This is a genomic window from Dokdonella soli, assembly GCF_039523175.1.
Lineage (GTDB): Bacteria > Pseudomonadota > Gammaproteobacteria > Xanthomonadales > Rhodanobacteraceae > Dokdonella_A > Dokdonella_A soli.
In genome coordinates, this window is the sequence record NZ_BAAAEU010000011.1 from 1 (window position 1) to 1467 (window position 1467).

At 61.0% G+C, this 1467-nt stretch carries 1 protein-coding gene; it reads right to left on the reverse strand.

Translation table 11 applies throughout. The annotated features are described in order from the left end of the window. Positions 1 to 889 precede the first annotated feature (889 nt). Positions 890 to 1467 (reverse strand): hypothetical protein (locus ABD002_RS12095; RefSeq protein ID WP_343791419.1); only part of this gene is annotated, 578 nt, incomplete at its 5' end.

The window sequence follows — 1467 nt, forward strand, 5'->3', positions numbered from 1 at the left end:
ACCTGATAATCGATGCCGAGGCCGGATGGCACGCACGGCTGCGATACCAGGGACGGCGGCGGTGTGGTCGAGGGCGAAACAGCGGATGCGGCGCTGGCCGTCACCGCGAATTGACACATCGTCATTATCAGGACGATTAAGGTCTTGCAGACCAGCGTCATCAGTGGCGAATTAAATCCATTTTCGCGCCGACTGGTGATGCTTGATGAATACTGTCTCATGCAACGGCTCTTTCACATCAAGGGGCGCGCAGAATACAGTTCTATCTCTCATTCATTCTGTGAACAGGAAGGCAGTTGCGTCCTCCGAAAAACTGGAGAAAAGTGGTGCGCTTCTCTGCATCGAACAATATGGGCGCAGGCGCGCGGGTTATTCGGGCATTCAAACGAAGCCTCGGCAGACAGAAAATCGCATGAGGCATCGGTCCGAGTCGTGGCGACATGCAAGATAGCCGGCCGCCTTAAGGTTGCGCGGTGCTGCGCCGGTACCGCACACACACGGTTGCCACGCTGGCGAGAAGCCGGCGATGATCGAAGATCAAGAGGCGCGCACTCACCTGCTGCGATCACCGGCCCTGTACGCGCGTGGCCTGTGCGTTCGATCGGGATGCATCTGACGCGCTGGGGGTTTCGCCGTGCGGAAGTCAATCCGGCGTGTTTATGGGCAGTCGGTTCGGAGCGTATTCAAGCGATTTCCGCGTCAATCGCACGGCCTGAGATTCCGAGAGCGGCGTCAATTAAGCCCACCTGAGGCGCTGAATCCGAAATTATTGCGCGTATATATTGCGCCGGCCTTCGAGTGGTGTGATTTTCAACCGCCGTGCGCAGGGCGTAATTCCAACGCCCTGCGCGCAATTCAGGACTGAGGCGCTCTCAGTGCTCCTCGAAAATCAGTGCTGGACCGCTCCCAGATCCATGCTCGAGCCATTGGTGCGCGGGCTCGGGATATTCGTGACCGCGTCGATCTGATAATTGACCGGATACGCGGCCACTTGCGGCAGCTGGGCCTGCGCGCTGCCAGCCGCCGGGCCGTTCGCCACCGGCACCAAGGTGGTCAGATCGACCGGCGGGGTCGTGCCGGTGATCATGTTCTGGCTGCCCTTGAGCTGACCGGGGACCGGGTGCCAGGGATCGCTGTCGGCCCAGCCGGCGGTGATCCAGTTCACGCCCAGGTTGAGGATGCCGCCGGCGGTGTAGCCGGCAGCCACTTCCTGGGTGATGCGCATGGCCGGATACGTGATGCCCGGGTCGAAGGTGAAGACGTTGTTCCAGACCTGCGCGGTCTCATCGGTGGTCGACAGGCGGAACAGGTAGGCGCCATTGACCGTGCCTTGGGGCTGCTGGAGGCGCACCGTGTTGTTGTAGAAGTACAAGGTGCCCTTGCGATACTGCGGCTCGCTGCCGACGTGGTCGCCGCCGTAGTGGATCGCGATGGCGCTGGACGGCAACACGAGCTGGTTGCCGTAGA